The sequence below is a fragment of the Cereibacter changlensis JA139 genome (assembly GCF_003034985.1).
Classification (GTDB): Bacteria; Pseudomonadota; Alphaproteobacteria; order Rhodobacterales; family Rhodobacteraceae; genus Cereibacter; species Cereibacter changlensis.
Map to the genome: position 1 here is coordinate 1 of NZ_PZKG01000098.1, position 15,186 is coordinate 15,186.

General features: G+C 69.1%; 17 protein-coding genes. 6 read left to right on the top strand and 11 right to left on the bottom strand.

Annotated elements, in window-relative coordinates; translation table 11 throughout:
• The coding region (locus tag C5F48_RS16905; RefSeq protein ID WP_107665042.1) for a bifunctional 4-hydroxy-2-oxoglutarate aldolase/2-dehydro-3-deoxy-phosphogluconate aldolase at window positions 1-627 on the bottom strand (627 nt) is incomplete at its 3' end.
• Between the two features lie 243 nt (window positions 628-870).
• Window positions 871-2,676: a phosphogluconate dehydratase gene (gene edd / locus C5F48_RS16910; protein WP_107665043.1), complete on the bottom strand. Its 1,806-nt coding sequence runs from the start codon at window positions 2,674-2,676 to the stop codon at window positions 871-873.
• A 240-nt stretch (window positions 2,677-2,916) separates the two neighbouring features.
• Here edd and C5F48_RS25255 point away from each other — a divergent pair, with 240 nt between their 5' ends.
• From C5F48_RS25255 to C5F48_RS16920, 3 genes are all read left to right on the top strand, one after another.
• Window positions 2,917-3,087, top strand: coding sequence for an RSP_7527 family protein (locus C5F48_RS25255; protein WP_170139623.1), 171 nt, complete (start codon window positions 2,917-2,919; stop codon window positions 3,085-3,087).
• Between the two features lie 113 nt (window positions 3,088-3,200).
• Window positions 3,201-4,391 carry an RSP_2647 family RNA methyltransferase gene (locus C5F48_RS16915; protein WP_107665044.1) on the top strand — a complete coding sequence of 397 codons (1,191 nt, stop codon included), beginning with the start codon at window positions 3,201-3,203 and terminating at the stop codon, window positions 4,389-4,391.
• Window positions 4,388-4,930: an RSP_2648 family PIN domain-containing protein gene (locus C5F48_RS16920; RefSeq protein WP_107665045.1), complete on the top strand. Its 543-nt coding sequence runs from the start codon at window positions 4,388-4,390 to the stop codon at window positions 4,928-4,930. Before C5F48_RS16915 ends, C5F48_RS16920 begins: the two co-directional genes overlap by 4 nt.
• Here C5F48_RS16920 and C5F48_RS16925 read toward each other — a convergent pair.
• The 6 genes from C5F48_RS16925 to C5F48_RS16945 form a co-directional block, all read right to left on the bottom strand.
• A complete protein-coding gene (locus C5F48_RS16925; RefSeq protein WP_107665046.1) occupies window positions 4,921-5,607 on the bottom strand; it encodes a M48 family metallopeptidase in 687 nt (228 codons plus the stop codon). The genes C5F48_RS16920 and C5F48_RS16925 overlap by 10 nt on opposite strands.
• Before the next feature lie 80 nt (window positions 5,608-5,687).
• Entirely contained in the window at window positions 5,688-6,872 is a 1,185-nt protein-coding gene (locus C5F48_RS16930; protein WP_107665047.1) for a vWA domain-containing protein, read from the bottom strand.
• Window positions 6,873-6,875: 3 nt separating this feature from the next.
• Window positions 6,876-7,040, bottom strand: coding sequence for a hypothetical protein (locus C5F48_RS25260; protein ID WP_170139622.1), 165 nt, complete (start codon window positions 7,038-7,040; stop codon window positions 6,876-6,878).
• A 27-nt stretch (window positions 7,041-7,067) separates the two neighbouring features.
• Window positions 7,068-8,426 carry a DUF2927 domain-containing protein gene (locus C5F48_RS16935; RefSeq protein ID WP_107665048.1) on the bottom strand — a complete coding sequence of 453 codons (1,359 nt, stop codon included), beginning with the start codon at window positions 8,424-8,426 and terminating at the stop codon, window positions 7,068-7,070.
• Entirely contained in the window at window positions 8,426-8,890 is a 465-nt protein-coding gene (locus C5F48_RS16940) for a GNAT family N-acetyltransferase (protein WP_107665049.1), read from the bottom strand. The genes C5F48_RS16935 and C5F48_RS16940 overlap by 1 nt, the downstream gene beginning before the upstream one ends.
• 91 nt (window positions 8,891-8,981) lie before the next feature.
• Window positions 8,982-9,821 carry an AAA family ATPase gene (locus tag C5F48_RS16945; RefSeq protein WP_107665050.1) on the bottom strand — a complete coding sequence of 280 codons (840 nt, stop codon included), beginning with the start codon at window positions 9,819-9,821 and terminating at the stop codon, window positions 8,982-8,984.
• Window positions 9,822-10,003: 182 nt separating this feature from the next.
• Here C5F48_RS16945 and dksA point away from each other — a divergent pair, with 182 nt between their 5' ends.
• Both dksA and C5F48_RS16955 read left to right on the top strand, forming a co-directional pair.
• Complete coding sequence (gene dksA / locus C5F48_RS16950; RefSeq protein WP_170139621.1) at window positions 10,004-10,426, top strand: RNA polymerase-binding protein DksA; 423 nt, start codon at window positions 10,004-10,006, stop codon at window positions 10,424-10,426.
• A gap of 94 nt (window positions 10,427-10,520) precedes the next feature.
• Window positions 10,521-11,705 (top strand): FAD-dependent monooxygenase, encoded by a 1,185-nt coding sequence (locus C5F48_RS16955; protein WP_107665052.1) that lies wholly within the window; start codon window positions 10,521-10,523, stop codon window positions 11,703-11,705.
• Here C5F48_RS16955 and xth read toward each other — a convergent pair.
• The 3 genes from xth to C5F48_RS16970 form a co-directional block, all read right to left on the bottom strand.
• Window positions 11,702-12,481, bottom strand: a complete 780-nt coding sequence (gene xth, locus C5F48_RS16960) for an exodeoxyribonuclease III (protein WP_107665053.1) — start codon at window positions 12,479-12,481, stop codon at window positions 11,702-11,704. The genes C5F48_RS16955 and xth overlap by 4 nt on opposite strands.
• A 25-nt stretch (window positions 12,482-12,506) precedes the next feature.
• Window positions 12,507-13,220: a hypothetical protein gene (locus tag C5F48_RS16965; protein ID WP_107665054.1), complete on the bottom strand. Its 714-nt coding sequence runs from the start codon at window positions 13,218-13,220 to the stop codon at window positions 12,507-12,509.
• A 91-nt stretch (window positions 13,221-13,311) separates the two neighbouring features.
• Window positions 13,312-13,647 (bottom strand): HesB/IscA family protein, encoded by a 336-nt coding sequence (locus tag C5F48_RS16970; RefSeq protein WP_107665055.1) that lies wholly within the window; start codon window positions 13,645-13,647, stop codon window positions 13,312-13,314.
• A gap of 73 nt (window positions 13,648-13,720) precedes the next feature.
• On the opposite strand from C5F48_RS16970, the gene C5F48_RS16975 reads away from it, so the two are divergent.
• Window positions 13,721-14,887, top strand: a complete 1,167-nt coding sequence (locus C5F48_RS16975; protein WP_107665056.1) for a deoxyguanosinetriphosphate triphosphohydrolase — start codon at window positions 13,721-13,723, stop codon at window positions 14,885-14,887.
• Window positions 14,888-15,186 lie beyond the last annotated feature (299 nt).

Sequence of the window (15,186 nt, forward strand, 5' to 3'; positions counted from 1 at the left end):
GGCGGCCTCGCGGGCGAGGGCGGTGATGCCCTCCCAGTCGCCGGCCTGCATCATCGCTTTCGGCGCGACCCAGCTGCCGCCGACGCAGACGGTGTTCGACAGCGAGAGATAGTCGCGCGCATTGTTCAGCCCGATGCCGCCGGTCGGGCAGAAGCTGACCTGCGGCAAGGGCGCGCCGATCGCCTTCAGCGCCGGGGCGCCGCCCGAGGCCTCGGCGGGGAAGAACTTCTGCACGGTATAGCCCCGCTCCAGCAGCGCCATCACCTCGGACGCGGTCGCGGCGCCGGGCAGGAGCGCCAGCCCCTCGTCCTCGCAGGCGTCGAGCAGCCGGTCGGTCGCCCCCGGCGACACGCCGAACTTTGCCCCCGCGGCCAGCGCCGCCCGCACATCGGCGGGGGTCAGCAGCGTGCCGGCGCCGACGATGCCGCCCGGCACCTCGGACATGATGCGGATCGCTTCCAGCGCGATCGGCGTGCGCAGCGTCACCTCCAGCGCGGGCAGGCCACCGGCCACCAGCGCCTCGGCCAAGGGGCGGGCATGGGCCAGATCGTCGAGCACCAGCACGGGGACGACGGGTGCGCGGCGGCAGATCTCCAGCGCGGCGCGGCTTTGTTCGGCGGGGGTCATGGGCAGTCCTTTCGGCGGAGCGCGTGTGGGAAGGGCAGGAGCCTCCGGCGGGGATATTTAAGCGAAGATGAGAGGGGAGGGAAAGGGCGTGTCCTGCCTCGGGCGGCAGAGGGGCCGGAGAGGCAGGACAGCCTCACCTTCGACGGTCATCGGCGTCCCCGCCTGTACCGCCCCCTCTCCCTACGCCCCGACCTCTTTCATCCTGGTTAAGAATATCCGCGCCGAAGGCCGGAATGTTTGTCTTCAGACGACGACCGCCGCGCCCTCGGTCGAGGTGCCGACCGTCAGGCGGAAGGCCTCGAAGAGCTCGCGGCCGATGCCGTGGCGGTTGGCCGAAAGATCGGCCTCGACCGGCGTGCGGTCGTCGAAATCCGCGGCCAGTACCTCGAGCCGACCGCTGACCGCATCGACGCGCAGCAGATCGCCGTCACGCAGCCGGGCGAGCGGGCCGCCCATCGCCGCTTCCGGCGCCACATGAATCGCGGCGGGCACCTTGCCCGAGGCGCCCGACATCCGCCCGTCGGTGACCAGCGCCACCTTCAGCCCGCGGTCCTGCAGCACCGAGAGCGTCGGCGTCAGCGAATGCAGCTCCGGCATGCCATTGGCGCGCGGCCCCTGGAAGCGCACCACCACCACGGTGTCGGAGGTGAACTCCCCGGCGCGGAACGCCTGTTTCACCGATTCCTGATCGTGGAAGATGCGGCAGGGCGCCTCGATCACATGCCGGTCGCTGGCCACGGCCGAGACCTTCATCACGCCGCGGCCGAGATTGCCCGAGAGCTGCTTCAGCCCGCCGGTCGGCTGGAACGGATCGGCGGCAGGGCGCAGGATGCGGTCGTTCAGCGTCTCGCCGGCGCCGGGCTGCCACTGGATCGCGCCATCCACCAGCTTCGGCTCCTGCCGATACATCTCCAGCCCGTCGCCGAGGATGGTCTTGGCGTCGCCGTGCAAGAGCCCCGCATCGAGCAGCTGGCCGATCATGAAGCCCAAGCCCCCCGCGGCGTGGAAATGGTTCACATCGGCCAGACCGTTCGGATAGACCTTGGCCATCAAGGGCACCACGTCGGAGAGATCGGCGAAATCCTCCAGATCGAGGATCACCCCCGCCGCCCGCGCCATCGCCGGCAGGTGCAAGACGAGGTTGGTCGAGCCGCCCGTCGCCATCAGCCCGACCAGCCCGTTGACGAAGGCCCGCTCGTCGAGGATCTCGGACACCGGGCGGAAATCGTTGCCGAGGGCGGTGATCGAGGCTGCGCGTTCCACCGCCGCCACCGTCAGCGCCTCGCGCAGCGGCGAGCCGGGGTTGACGAAGCTGGCGCCGGGCAGGTGCAGGCCCATGAACTCCATCAGCATCTGGTTGGTGTTGGCCGTGCCGTAGAAGGTGCAGGTGCCCGGGCCGTGATAGCTGGCCATCTCGGCGGCCATCAGCGCGTCGCGCCCGACCTCGCCGGTGGCGAACTGGTTGCGGACGCGGGATTTCTCGTCATTGGGCAGGCCCGAGGTCATCGGACCCGCCGGCACGAAGACCGCCGGCACATGGCCGAAGGTCGCCGCCGCGATCACCAGACCCGGCACGATCTTGTCGCAGATCCCGAGATACATCGCGGCGTCGAAGGTGTTGTGGCTCAGCGCCACGCCTGCCGCCAGCGCGATCACGTCGCGCGAAAAGAGCGACAGCTCCATCCCCGGCTGGCCCTGGGTGACGCCGTCGCACATCGCCGGCACGCCGCCCGCCACCTGCGCCGTGGCGCCGACACGGCGCGCGGCCTCGCGGATCTTCTGCGGATAGGTCTCGTAGGGCTGATGTGCCGAGAGCATGTCGTTATAGGCGGTGACGATGCCGATGTTCGGGCTCTTGCCCTCGGCCAGCGCGGGCTTGTCCTGATCCATCGCCGCATAGGCATGGGCCTGGTTGCCGCAGGTGAGATGGCCGCGCGCCGGGCCGGCCTGCGCCGCCTGCCGCATCCGCTCGAGATAGCCGTCGCGCGTCGGGCGCGAGCGGGCGCGGATACGGTCGGTGACGCGGTCGATGGTGCTGTTCAGGGTCATGGGTGCCTCTGGCGAAAGCTGGGGAGCATCGGGGCAGGCGCATGCCGCCCCGCGGTCTCGCTGCGTATGTTAGCGGTAACAGCCGCAGATGGAAAGGGTAGGCGGCGGATGATTAGGTCAGCATTGTTGCCGTAGCCTTGCGCGGGGCGCATGGCGGGGTTTCCGTCAGCCCCCCTGACGCCGCAGTGATTTTTCCGCTATCTACCGCTGCAGGGAGGGCATGACCATAGGAGTGGACCCATGACCCAAGTGACTCAATTTAGTGCGATGCCGTCGTCTGTCGATGTTGCCGCGATCGAACGCGAAGCGCGTCGTCTGCGGGCCGAGATGGTCCGCACCGTGGCCGGCCAGTTCGCCGCCTACCTGCGTCGGCGCTTCGCCCGCCAGCCGGGCAAGGTGCAGGCCGCCTGAGCGGCTCGCGCGACAGGCCGCTCAGGCGGCCAACCCTGCCGAGGCTTTCCACGCCGGGCGGAACCAAGTAGAGGGAGGGCATGACGCCCTCCCTTATTCATGAGCCCCGCCCGATGACCTATCCCGCCGTCCGCCTGAAACCCAAGGCCGAGGCCCGCGCCATCCGGCACGGTTTCCCTTGGGTCTATGCCGACGAGCTGGTGACCGACCGCCGCACGCAAGCGCTGGCCCCGGGCGCGCTCGCCGTGCTGGAAGACGACCTGCGCCGCCCGCTCGGGCTGGTGACGGTGAACAATGCCTCCAAGATCATCGCCCGGATGCTCGACCGCGACCCCGAGGCGGTCATCGACGAGGCCTGGTTCGCCGCCCGGCTGACCCGTGCGCTGGCGATGCGCGAGCGGCTGTTCTCCGCCCCCTTCTACCGCCTGATCCATGCCGAGGCCGATGGCCTGCCCGGCGTGGTGATCGACCGTTTCGGCGACACCGCGGTGATCCAGCCCAACGCCGCCTGGGCCGAGGCGCATCTCGACGCGCTGGTGGCGGCGCTGGTCGCCGTCACGGGCGTGACCAATGTCGTGAAGAACGGCACCGGTCGGGCGCGCGGGCTCGAGGGGCTGACGGAGGAGACGGTGATCCTCACCGGCGCCGTCGATGCGCCGATCCCGGTGCCGATGAACGGCGCCACCTACATGGCCGATCTGATGGGCGGGCAGAAGACCGGCCTGTTCTTCGACCAGCGCCCGAACCACGCCTTCGCCGCCGCGCTGGCCAAGGAGGCCCGCGTGCTCGACATGTTCACCCATGTCGGCGGCTTCGCCCTCGCGGCGCTGGCCAATGGCGCGGTCTCGGCGGTCGGCGTCGATGCCTCCGCCCCGGCTCTGGCGCTGGCGGAAGAGGGGGCCAAGGCCTCCGGTCTCGCCGACCGCTTCTCCACCCGGCAGGGCGACGCCTTCGCCGTGCTGGAAGCGCTGGGGACCGAACAGGCGCAGTTCGAGCTGGTGATCTGCGACCCGCCCGCCTTCGCTCCGAACAAGCCCGCGCTCGAGGCCGGCCTGCGCGCCTACGAGCGTCTCGCGCGCCTTGCCGCCCCCTTGGTCGCCCCCGGCGGCTATCTCGTGCTCTGCTCCTGCTCGCATGCCGCCGACCTCTCGGCCTTCCGCAACGCCTCGGCGCGCGGCATCGGGCGCGGCGGGCGGCGGGCGCAGCTCCTGCACACCGGCTTCGCCGGGCCGGACCACCCGGCGCTGCTGCAACTGGCGGAATCGGCCTATCTCAAGGCGCTGTTCTTCCGGCTCGACGGGTGAGGCTCGTCCTCGACGCCTGCGTGCTCTACCCGACCGTGCTGCGCGAGATCCTGATCGGCGCGGCGCGGGCAGGGCTCTACACCCCGCTCTGGTCCGAGCGCATCCTCGAGGAATGGGCCCGCGCCACCCGCAAGCTCGGCCCCTTGGCCGAGATCGAGGCGCGCGGCGCCATCGCCCTGCTGCGCGACGGCTTCCCGCAGGCGCTGGTGCATCCAAGGGCGGGGTTCGAATCCCGCCTGCACCTGCCCGACGAGAACGACATCCACGTTCTCGCCACCGCCATCGCCGGCAGCGCCGATGCCATCCTCACCTTCAATTCAGCCGATTTCCCGCGCCACAGCCTTGCCGCGGAAGGGCTGGAACGCCGAGAACCCGACGGCTTCCTGTGGGAGCTCTGGTCCTTCCACCCCGAAGCGGTCAGCGCCATCGTCACCGCCGTCCATGCCGAGGCCGAGCGCATCTCGGGTCAGCCGCTGTCGCTCAAGGCGCTCTTGAAACGCGCCAAGCTGCCGCGTCTCGCCAAGGCGCTTCAGGCCTGATCCCAGCGCGCCTCCCGCGCCTCGATCGCCCTGATCCGCTCCTCGGTCTTCGGATGGCTCAACAGCCAGGCCGGCGCCGCCGCACCATTCGCCCCGGTCAGCGCATTCAGCTTGCGGAACAGCGACTTCTGCGGCGCCGTTCCGATCCCCGCCTTCACCAGCAGCGCCGAGGCATAGGCATCCGCCTCATGCTCGTCGCGCCGCGACAGATGCGCGGCCAACGTCCGGGTGATCAGCGAGGCGATCATCGGCCCCAGCCCAGGCAGGAAGCGGTTCAGCACGGCCGACAGCATCATCACCCCGGCGTTCTGCCCGGTGAAATCGATCATCCGCCGCCGCGCATGGCCAAGCGCCACATGCCCCAGCTCATGCGCGATGACGCTGGCCAGCTCCGCCGCCGTGACCTCGCCGGCCTTGTATTTCCGCAGGAATCCCCGCGTCAGGAAGATCCGCCCATCCGGCGAGGCGAGCCCGTTCACCGGATCGACATCGAAGACCCGCACCGGGATGCCGGGAATATCCAGCGCCCGCGCCATGCGCGAGGCCAGCGCATTGATCTCGGGCTCGTCCAGCGGGCGCGATTTCTCGTCCAGCATCCGCTTGGTGCGCCAGGCCGAGAAATGATACATCGCGAGGCCGTAGCCGATGGCGAGCAGAAGGGGGAGAAACTTGAGCATGCTGCCAATATGGGCCCCCGCCGCTCAAAGCAAAAGCAGCAATGCGTGATCTCGGCCCTGCAATCTCAACGCCCCAAATCTCAGCGCCCCAGCGCCGCGACGCCGCGGGTGATGCCCTCCAGCGTCATCGGCGCCATCTGCCCCTCGAAAATCTCGCGGATCATGCCGATGGTCGGCGTATAGCCCCAATGCGGCTCCGGCACCGGGTTGATCCAGAGCGAATGCGGCCATTGCGCCCGCGCCCGCCGCAGCCAGACCTCGCCCGCTTCGGCATTCCAGTGCTCGTTCGCCCCGCCCGGATGCAGCACCTCATAGGGGCTCATCGAGGCGTCGCCGACGAAGATGCACTTGTACTCCGCCCCATAGGTCCGCAGCACCTCCGCCGTCGGCGTCTGCGCATCCCAGCGCCGGGCGTTGTCGCGCCAGACGCCCTCGTAGAGGCAGTTGTGAAAATAGAACGGGATCAGGTGCTTGAACTCCGATCTTGCGGCAGAGAACAGCTCCTCCATCACCCGCACATGCGGGTCCATCGAGCCGCCGATGTCGAGGAACAACAGCACCTTCACCGCATTGCGCCGCTCCGGCCGGGTCTGCACGTCGAGCCAGCCATGCTCCGCCGTCGCACGGATCGTGCCCTCCAGATCCAGCTCCTCCGCCGCCCCGTCGCGCGCCCATTTCCGCAGCCGCCGCAGCGCCACCTTGATGTTGCGCGTCCCGAGCTCCACCTGATCGTCCAGATTGCGGAACTCGCGCTTGTCCCAGACCTTCACCGCCCGGCGATGGCGGCTGTCCTCCTGCCCGATCCGGACGCCCTCGGGGTTGTAGCCATAGGCGCCGAAGGGCGAGGTGCCCGCGGTGCCGATCCACTTGCTGCCGCCCTGATGCCGGCCCTTCTGCTCCTCCAGCCGCTGCCGCAGCGTCTCCATCAGCTTGTCGAACCCGCCGAGCGCCTCGATCGCCGCGCGCTCCTCGGGCGAGAGGTGCTTTTCCGCCAGCTTCTCCAGCCAGTCGCGCGGCAGATCGACCGCCGCCAGAACCTCGTCTGAAGTTATGCTTTCAAGTCCTTGGAAAGACTGCGCGAAGGCCCGGTCGAAGCGGTCGAGATGCCGCTCGTCCTTCACCATCGCCGTGCGGGCGAGGAAATAGAAGCTCTCGACGTCGTAGGTGGCCAGGCCCGCCGCCATGCCTTCGAGAAACGCCAGATACTCCCGAAGGGTGACCGGCACGCCGACCCGGCGCAGCGTCTCGAAGAAGGGCAGGAACATCGGTTACATCATGCGTTCGATGATGATGGTGAGAAACAGGCCGACCAGCGAGAAGGCGATGCCGAAGCCCGCCGCATATTGCAGCATGTCCAAAGGCTTGCCGCCCAGTCTTCGCGCCTGCAGCGCGCCCAGGAGGGCCCCCAGAACTGCCCCGGCCAATACGATCATACCATCTCCCGTGCGGCCTGCGCCGCGTCAGCCCCTGTTCCCCGGAGGCGTCAGCACCGCGATCTCGGACATCCGCGCGCGCACCTCTGCATCCGGCCCGAAGCCATAGCGCGCCCAGCCCAGACTGTCGAGCCGCGCCGCCCGCGCGTCACTGCTGCGACCCTCCAGCCCCAGCGCCTCGGAGCGGATCATCAGCAGCGTCGCCAGCAGCGCCGCATTCTCCGACCGCCGCACCACCGGGATCGCCCGGTCGCAGAGCTCCAGCGCCTCGGCGGCCTGACCCGAGGACAGCGCGAAGGCCGCCATCTGCATGTCGATATGTGCGGCATGGATCTCGCCCTCCGGCAGGCTGCGATAGATCCGCGCCGCCTCGGCAAATCCGGTCACCGCCACCTCGATCTCGTCGGCAAGGCTCAGCCGCGCCAGCGCGAAATAGCTAAAGCCCAGCCGGCTGTCGCGCCAGCCCTCGGCCCGGGCGATCCGCAGCGCCTTCAGCGCCGAGGCCCGCCGCCGGTTCAAGGAGCTGCCCGGCCCCAGCGACTGCTCGATCGCGTCGACCCAGGCCCGCGGCGTCGGCATCGGCGCCGCCACGCCGACCGGCTCGCCGCGCGGGTTGATCCGCGCCAGCACCCCCGGCAGCACCCGCGCCACCTCCTCCCGGGTCATGCCGGAGCGCAGCTCGGGCGCATAGGTCGCGCGCAGCATCAGCATGTCGAAGCCGGTCAGCACCGTGTGGAAATTGTCGTCGTTGAACACCGAATCCGACAGCCGGTAGAGGTCGTTCAGCGGCCCCATCGCCTGCGCCATTTCCTCGTGCAGGCAGTCGCGCACCTCCTGCGGGCTGGTGTCGGAGGGCACGAAGATCGCCACCCGTTCCCGCACCGTCAGCGTGGTCCAATCCACCTGCGCCTTGTGCCGCGTCGCGCGGTATTCGGCGAAGGAGGACAGCCGCGGCACCACGAAACAAGCCGCCGCCGGCACCAGCCTGCGCATCTCGTCGCGCGGCACGAATTCGATGGTGATCGAGGCGGGACCATTCACCTGCCGCACGTCCAGCCGCGCCTCGGCCCGCATCCGCGCCAGCAGCCGGGCGAGATCGACCTGCGCCGTGGCCGGCGCCGCCCCGGTCAGGGCGACGGTGATCGGCCCCTCGAAGCGGGTGAAGACGGGCAGGGCGCGACCGCTCTCCATCGAGAAGCTGAGCTCGAGGAAATCCCGCGCCAGCTCGGCATTGCCCCGCCGCGTCGCCGGCATCTCGGCGGTGGCGAAGCTCTTCATCCCAGGCAGCGGATCGACCACCAGCGTCGGCGGCGCGCTCTTGCTGACCTCCGGAGGCGCGCCGCAGGCCGAAAGCACGAGAGCGGCAGAGAGCGCGAGACGGCGCATCAGAGCGGCCGCATGTAGCGGATGAAGGGCGACTTCACCGCCACCTTGTCGTAGAGCGTCCGCGCCGGGTAATTGTCCTCCGCCGTCAGCCACCAGACCCCGGGAGATCCTTCGGCGTCGGCGGCGGCATAGACCGCGCCGATCAGCGCCCGCGCCACGCCTTGCCCACGCGCCTCCGGCACGGTGAACAGGTCCTGCAGATAGCAGATATTCTCGATCTTCCAGCAGCTTCGGTGGAAAAGGTAATGCGCCAGCCCGATGGCCTTGCCATCCTGTTCGGCGATCAGCCCGTGGAACTCGCGCGCCTCGCCCGAGGTCAGCCGGGCGAAGGTGCTGGCATAGACCGCCTCCGGCAGCCGCGTCTTGTAGAAGGCGAGATAGGCGGTCCACAGCGGCCGCCACGCCGCCTCGTCGGCCCGGGCCAAAGGCCGGATCGTCAGGGCATAGGCTTCGGACTTGCTCATGGCGGCGGCCTTCCTGTTGCGGGCGTCCCCGCCATGACAGGCGCCGCACGGCCTCCTGTCAATCCCGCCCGCGCCGGGCCGCAGCGCCGACCTAGCGTGAACCGCGCGCCATGAAGGCCAGCCGCTCGAACAGATGCACGTCCTGCTCGTTCTTCAGCAGCGCGCCATGCAGCTTCGGCAGCGCCGACTTCCCGTCGCGCCGCAGGTCCTCCGGCCCCAGATCCTCGGCCAGCAAGAGCTTCAGCCAGTCCAGAACCTCCGAGGTCGAGGGCTTCTTCTTCAGCCCCGGCGTCTCGCGCAGCTCGTAGAACTGGGTGAGGGCGGTGGTCAGCAGCGCCTCCCTGATGCCGGGAAAGTGAACCGCCACGATGGCGCGCATGGTCTCGGCGTCCGGAAAGCGGATGTAGTGGAAGAAGCAGCGGCGCAGGAAGGCGTCGGGCAGCTCCTTCTCGTTGTTCGAGGTGATGATCACCACCGGGCGATGCCGCGCCTGCACGGTCTCGCCGGTCTCGTAGACGTGGAACTCCATCCGGTCGAGTTCCTGCAACAGGTCGTTCGGGAACTCGATATCCGCCTTGTCGATCTCGTCGATCAGCAAAACCACCCGCCCGCTGGCCTCGAAAGCCTGCCACAGCTTGCCCTTGCGGATGTAGTTGCGCACGTCATGCACCCGCGCCTCGCCCAGCTGGCTGTCGCGCAGCCGGCTCACGGCGTCGTATTCGTAGAGCCCCTGCTGCGCCTTGGTCGTCGACTTCACATGCCACGCGATCAGCGGCAGTCCCAGCGCCGCCGCCACCTGCCGCGCCAGCTCGGTCTTGCCGGTGCCCGGTTCGCCCTTCACCAGCAGCGGGCGCTGCAGCGTCACCGCGGCGTTCACGGCCACCGTGAGGTCCTGCGTGGCGACATAGGAGGCGGTCGAGGAAAATTTCATTGGCGCCACGTCAGGTTGGGTCAGATGAGGTTCCGACGATACCACAGGGTGAATCCACCGCAAGCCAAGCGCGGCGCCTAGTGACATTCGATTTATCATGGAGTAATGCACGCCCATCTAGGGAGCGCCGGATGACAGTCACGCACAGCTCGGAGCCTTCCGGCCTGCAAGAGAGAGCAGCCATGAAAGCAGAGATCTTTCTACCAGACGATTACCGCCCTGCCGAAACCGAGCCATTCATGAATGACCGGCAGCTTGAATATTTTCGCCGGAAGCTGCTCAACTGGAAACAGGAGCTGATGTCGCAGAGCGCCGAGACCATCGAGGGCCTGCAGGAATCCGGTCGCAACGTGCCCGACATCGCCGACCGCGCCTCGGAAGAGACCGACCGCGCGCTGGAGCTGCGCACCCGCGACCGCCAGCGCAAGCTGGTCTCCAAGATCGACGCTGCGCTGCGGCGGATCGAGAACGGCGAATACGGCTATTGCGAGGTGTCGGGCGAGCCGATCTCACTGAAGCGGCTCGACGCCCGGCCGATCGCCACGATGACGCTCGAGGCGCAGGAAAAGCACGAGCGCCGCGAAAAAGTGCACCGCGACGAGTGACCGCAGGGGCGCATCGCGCCTTGCCTCAGGAACGTCACGGCATGAAACATGACGCCGGGCCCGCGCGGTCCGGCGTTTGCGTAAGGGGGAGCGGATGAGCCTGATCGGAACCGAGGTGACGGTGCTGGGCGCAGGCGTCGCCGGCCTTGCCGTCGCCCGCGCGCTGGCCCTGCACGGCGCCGATGTCACCGTGCTGGAACAGGCCGAGGCGATCCGCGAGGTCGGCGCCGGGCTGCAGATCTCGCCCAATGGCGCCGCCGTGCTGCGCGCGCTGGGGCTGGGGCCGGCGCTCGACGCCGCCTCGATGCGGGCCGAGGCGGTGCAGCTGCACGACGGTCGCAGCGGCCAGCTGGTGATGCGGCTCGATCTGGCGCGGATCAGGCCGGGGCAGGGCTATCACCTGATGCACCGCGCCGACCTGATCGAACTGCTGGCCGAAGGCGCCCGCGCCGCCGGGGTGCAGATCCGGCTGCTCCAGAAGATCGAGACGGTCGACCTCTCCGGCCCCGCCCCGCGCATCGTCACGGCCCAAGGGGCGGAATACACGCCGCGGCTTCTGGTCGGCGCCGACGGCCTGCACTCGCTGGTGCGCCCGGCGCTGAACGGCCCCGCCGAGCCGTTCTTCACCAATCAGGTGGCCTGGCGCGCGGTCATCCCGGCGACGCCGGGCGAGCCGGTTCTGGCCGAAGTCCATATGGGCGAGGGCCGGCATCTGGTCAGCTACCCGCTGCGCGGCGGCACGCAACGCAACATCGTCGCCGTCGAGGAACGCCGCCGCTGGGTGCAGGAAGGCTGGACCCTGCGCGACGATCCGGTGGACCTGCGCCTCGCCTTCGCCAGCTTCAACGGGCGGGTGCGCAACTGGCTGGAGCAGGTGCCCGATGTCTGGCTCTGGGGCCTGTTCCGCCACCCGGTCGCCCCGGTCTGGTATCGCGGCAACGCCTGCATCCTCGGCGACGCTGCCCATCCGACGCTGCCCTTCCTCGCCCAAGGCGCCAACATGGCGCTGGAGGATGCCTGGGTGCTGGCCGACTGCCTCGCCACCTATGGCATCCAGGCCGGTCTCGCCAGCTACGAGGAACGCCGCGCCCCGCGCTGCCGCCGCGTGGTGCAGGCCGCCACCGGCAACGCCCGCGCCTATCACCTGCGCAGCCCGCTGCGCGAGGTGGCGCATCTCGGGCTCAGGCTCGGCTCACGCCTGCTGCCCAGCCTGCCGCTGAACCGCTTCGACTGGCTCTACGGCCATGACGTGACCCGGCCCGACCTCAGCCGCCCCTAGGCGTCCAGCTCGATCCAGACCGGCACATGGTCCGAGGGCTTGTCGCCCGCCCGCACCTCCTTGTCGATCCGCGCGTCGAGCAACAGATCGGCCGCCTGCGGGCTCAACAGCAGATGATCGATGCGGATGCCGTTGTTCTTCTCCCAGGCGCCCGCCTGATAATCCCAGAACGAATACTGCCCCGGCGCCGGCTGCCGCGCCCGGAAGGCATCGGTCAGCCCGAGGTTCAAAAGCCGCCGGAACGCGGCCCGCGTCTCGGGCAAAAACAGCGCATCCTCGGTCCAGAGCTCCGGCCGCGCCGCATCCTCGGCCTGCGGGATCACGTTGTAATCCCCCGCCAGCACCAGAGGCTCCTCCAGCGCCAGCAAAGCCTCGGCCCGCGCCTGCATCCGCGCCATCCAGGCGAGCTTGTAGTCGTATTTCGGCCCCGGCGCCGGATTGCCGTTCGGCAGGTAGAGCCCGCAGACCCGCACCGCCCGCTTGCCGACCACCGTCGCCTCGATCCAGCGCGCCTGCAGATCCTCACCGTCGCCCGGCAGGCCCCGCACCACATCCTCCAGGGGCAGCCGCGACAGGATCGCCACGCCGTTGAAGCCCTTCTGGCCATGGGTCTCCAGCACCCAGCCCGCATCCTCGAAGACCGCGCGCGGGAAGCTCTCGTCGACCGACTTGATCTCCTGCAGCAGCACCACGTCGGGCTCGGCCGCCGCCAGCCATTCCGGCAGCGCCTCAATCCGGGCCTTGATGCCGTTGATGTTGAATGTCGCGATCTTCATGGGGCGCCTCCGGCTTTGCCCCTGTCTAGGAGGCAACGCGCCCGCGTTCAACCCGCGCCGCCGCCAGCCACAGCGCATCCACCGCGTCGAGCGCCTGCGGATCGAACCGCGCGGCCTCCTCCCAGTACCGCCCCGAGGGCACCAGATAGCCAAGCGCCGCCTCCAGCGCCAAGGCTTCCGCCGCCCGCCGCTCGTCCACCGCTGGCGCCCGCACGGCAGCAAGCCCGCCCGGCGCGCAGCGCGGAAACACCAGCCGCGACGGCCCGCCCGACAGGTTCACCATGGCGCAGCCCTGCAGCGCCGCCAGCACCATCAGCCGCGCCGCCTTCGCCTCGAGACAGCGCAGCGTGATGTCATCCCGCAGGGGATCTGCCGTGCCGCGCCCATAGAAATGCGTCTGCCCCTCGGCCGGGTAATGCATGTCGCAGCCCAGCATCGCGATCACCCGCGGCCCCTGCGCCAGCGCCCAGTAGCCCGCGGTGAAGGCCATCGTGCCCCCGGCATAGACGAAACCGCCATAGCGGTTCTGCGCCGGCACGAAGGCCTCCTGCGTCACCAGCCGCTGCCTCGGCCCGGGCCGGGGCCGGCGCTCCTCGGGGAAATCCCATGGGTGGATCAGCGCATCCCAGTCGGGCCGCACCCGCCAGGCATTGTTGATCGCCAGCAGCTGGCCAAAGTCGCGCGGCCAGTCGCGCGCCGCCACCACCCCCGGCCCGGACCCCAGAACCACATATTCCATCGCATCCCCGCATCCCCGCCGACCAAGCATATAGCGGCAGGAGCGGGCAGGGCGAGGGGTGGCCGGATTTTTCCGCGCGGACGGGGGGTTGTCAGATCGAGAAGGAGGTGCCGCAGCCGCAGGAGCTGGAGGCGTTCGGGTTCTCGATCACGAAACGCGCGCCGATCAGCTCTTCCGAGAAATCGATCACCGCATTCGACAGGAAGGGCAGCGAGACCTGATCGACCAGCACCTTCAGCCCGTCCTTCTCCAGCACCAGATCGTCCGCCGCCGGATCGTCGAGCTTGATGTCATATTGAAAACCCGAGCAGCCGCCGCCCTCGACAGCGACGCGCAGCGCGCGCATCTCGCCCGAGGTTTCGGCAATCTCGGCCAGCCGGGCGAAGGCCCGGTCGGTCACGCGGGGGGGCAGGGTGAGGCCGTTCATGCGAAATCCCGTGTCAATCGGTTACCAACCCAATATAGGTTGCACAAAACAGGTCACAAGAACAGGCAGATCAATGTTGGCCCCCTATGCCTGCCAGCCCGGCGCCAGCCGCGGTCGGCTCCACCCCGAGCGCATGTCGAGCTTCCGCTCGCCGTTCCAGCGCGACCGCGACCGCATCATCCATTCCTCCGCCTTCCGGCGGCTGAAACACAAGACCCAGGTCTTCGTGGAACACGAGGGCGATTACTATCGCACCCGTCTCACCCATTCGATCGAAGTGGCCCAGGTCGCCCGCACCATCGCCGGGGTGCTCGGGCTCAACACCGATCTGGCCGAATGCATCGCCCTGGCGCATGATCTCGGCCACACCCCCTTCGGCCATACCGGCGAGGATGCCCTCGGCCTCCTGATGCAGCCCTATGGCGGCTTCGACCACAATGCCCAGGCGATCCGCATCGTCACGAGGCTGGAACGGCACTATGCCGATTTCGACGGTCTGAACCTGACCTGGGAATCGCTCGAAGGCATCGCCAAGCACAACGGTCCGCTGGTCCGGCTCGGGCCGGACGGGGGGTCCGTCGAGGCCGACCTGCCCTATGCCCTGGCCGAGGCCAATGCCGCCTGGGATCTCGAACTCGATACCTATGCCAGCGCCGAGGCCCAGGTCGCGGCCATCGCCGATGACGTGGCCTATTCGCATCACGACCTGCATGACGGGCTGCGCTCGGGCCTGTTCGACGAGAACGACCTGATGCAACTGCCCGTCACCGGCCCGGCCTTCGCCGAGGTCGACGCGCTCTATCCGGGGCTGGAGCCGATGCGCCGCCGCCACGAGGCGTTGCGCCGGGTCTTCGGCCGCATGGTCGAGGATGTGATCGCCGTGGCGCAGGGCCGGCTGGAGGCCGCCCGCCCGCAATCGGTGGAAGAGATCCGCGGCATGGGCGCCACGGTGATCCGCTTCTCGAAACCGCTTTATCAGGAGCTGAAGGCGATCCGCAGCTTCCTGTTCCACCGGATGTATCGCGCGCCCTCGGTGATGAAGGAGCGCGCCAAGGTGACGCAGGTGGTGAACGACCTCTTCCCGCTGTTCATGGCCCGGCCCGAGCTTCTGCCCGCCGAATGGCGCGCCGACGTGGCCGCCGCCGCCGATGAGGTCACGCTCGCCCGCATCGTCGCCGATTACGTCGCCGGCATGACCGACCGCTTCGCCCTGCAGGAACACGCCCGCCTCTGCGGCTGAGTCGAATGGAAGGCAGGCCCGCCTCCCTCTCCGCTTGCCCAAGTATCCCCGGGGGCAGACAGCCCCCCGGCGTCCCCGTCCCCGAGGCGCGCTCGGCTGCAAACGAGGCGGATGAGGTCACCCTTGCCCGCATCGTCCCCGATGAGGGTGTCGGCCTGACCGAGCGCTTTGCCCTGTAAAAGCAAACCCGTCTTTGGCTGATCCCAAGAGAAGCCAGGTCCCGACTGTCTACCCTCTCACCTTGCCCAAATATCCTCGGGGGGGCGCCGGACCGCAGGTCCGGCCGGGGGCGACGACAG

Bases quoted from the DNA above. Each gene is read 5' to 3' on its own strand.
- xth (WP_107665053.1), bottom strand. From the start codon at position 12,481: ATGAAGATCGCGACATTCAACATCAACGGCATCAAGGCCCGGATTGAG.
- C5F48_RS16915 (WP_107665044.1), top strand. From the start codon at position 3,201: ATGACCTATCCCGCCGTCCGCCTGAAACCCAAGGCCGAGGCCCGCGCC.
- C5F48_RS16940 (WP_107665049.1), bottom strand. From the start codon at position 8,890: ATGAGCAAGTCCGAAGCCTATGCCCTGACGATCCGGCCTTTGGCCCGG.
- C5F48_RS16925 (WP_107665046.1), bottom strand. From the start codon at position 5,607: ATGCTCAAGTTTCTCCCCCTTCTGCTCGCCATCGGCTACGGCCTCGCG.
- C5F48_RS16945 (WP_107665050.1), bottom strand. From the start codon at position 9,821: ATGAAATTTTCCTCGACCGCCTCCTATGTCGCCACGCAGGACCTCACG.
- dksA (WP_170139621.1), top strand. From the start codon at position 10,004: ATGAAAGCAGAGATCTTTCTACCAGACGATTACCGCCCTGCCGAAACC.
- C5F48_RS16930 (WP_107665047.1), bottom strand. From the start codon at position 6,872: ATGTTCCTGCCCTTCTTCGAGACGCTGCGCCGGGTCGGCGTGCCGGTC.
- C5F48_RS16965 (WP_107665054.1), bottom strand. From the start codon at position 13,220: ATGGAATATGTGGTTCTGGGGTCCGGGCCGGGGGTGGTGGCGGCGCGC.
- edd (WP_107665043.1), bottom strand. From the start codon at position 2,676: ATGACCCTGAACAGCACCATCGACCGCGTCACCGACCGTATCCGCGCC.
- C5F48_RS16975 (WP_107665056.1), top strand. From the start codon at position 13,721: ATGTTGGCCCCCTATGCCTGCCAGCCCGGCGCCAGCCGCGGTCGGCTC.
- C5F48_RS16970 (WP_107665055.1), bottom strand. From the start codon at position 13,647: ATGAACGGCCTCACCCTGCCCCCCCGCGTGACCGACCGGGCCTTCGCC.
- C5F48_RS16935 (WP_107665048.1), bottom strand. From the start codon at position 8,426: ATGCGCCGTCTCGCGCTCTCTGCCGCTCTCGTGCTTTCGGCCTGCGGC.
- C5F48_RS25260 (WP_170139622.1), bottom strand. From the start codon at position 7,040: ATGATCGTATTGGCCGGGGCAGTTCTGGGGGCCCTCCTGGGCGCGCTG.
- C5F48_RS16955 (WP_107665052.1), top strand. From the start codon at position 10,521: ATGAGCCTGATCGGAACCGAGGTGACGGTGCTGGGCGCAGGCGTCGCC.
- C5F48_RS25255 (WP_170139623.1), top strand. From the start codon at position 2,917: ATGACCCAAGTGACTCAATTTAGTGCGATGCCGTCGTCTGTCGATGTT.